Source organism: Thermus aquaticus (assembly GCF_001280255.1).
Taxonomy (GTDB): domain Bacteria; phylum Deinococcota; class Deinococci; order Deinococcales; family Thermaceae; genus Thermus; species Thermus aquaticus.
Genome location: NZ_LHCI01000043.1, coordinates 1 through 589, shown reverse-complemented (window position 1 = coordinate 589; position 589 = coordinate 1). Strand labels below are relative to the sequence as shown.

Here is a 589-nt window from a genome sequence, read left to right as displayed (position 1 = left end):
GCGCCTTCTTCTGGCGGATGCCCGGGAAATCCCCCTCCCCGACGAGAGCGTCCACGGGGTCATCGCCGTCCACCTCTGGCACCTCCTCCCCGACTGGCCCAAGGCCCTGGCCGAGGCCTTAAGGGTCTTAAAGCCCTCCGGGGTCCTCCTGGAGGGCTGGGAAAGGGTAGAGGCCGAGCCCGAGTGCCGCCTGCAGGAGAGGTGGCGGGAGCTTGTGGCCGAGGAGGGGGTCTTGGTGGAGCGGGGGCTTCACGGAAGGCGCATGGCCGAGGTGGAGGAGGCCCTAAGGCGCCTTGGCCTCAGGCCCAGGACCCGGGAGGTGGTGGCCTGGCGGGAGGAGCGCACGCCCAGGGAGGCCCTCGAGGCCCTGGCCTACCGCCTCTACTCCTTCACCAAGGGGGTGCCCGAGGAGGCCCACGCCCGGGCCATGGAGAGGCTCTGGGCCTGGGCGGAGGCGGAGCTTGGCGACCTGGACCGCCCCTTTTCGGTGGAGAAGCGCTTTTTCCTGCGCTCCACCCGGCTTTCCTGATAGGCTTAACCCATGGAAGGGATCCGGGTGCGCACCCCCAAGGAAGGGTTCGTCAACATC

The 589-nt window shown here is 69.3% G+C and carries 1 protein-coding gene; it reads left to right on the top strand.

Annotated features, from left to right (window positions below):
* Positions 1 to 529 (top strand): class I SAM-dependent methyltransferase (locus BVI061214_RS00265; RefSeq protein ID WP_053766887.1); only part of this gene is annotated, 529 nt, incomplete at its 5' end.
* Positions 530 to 589: the final 60 nt, after the last annotated feature.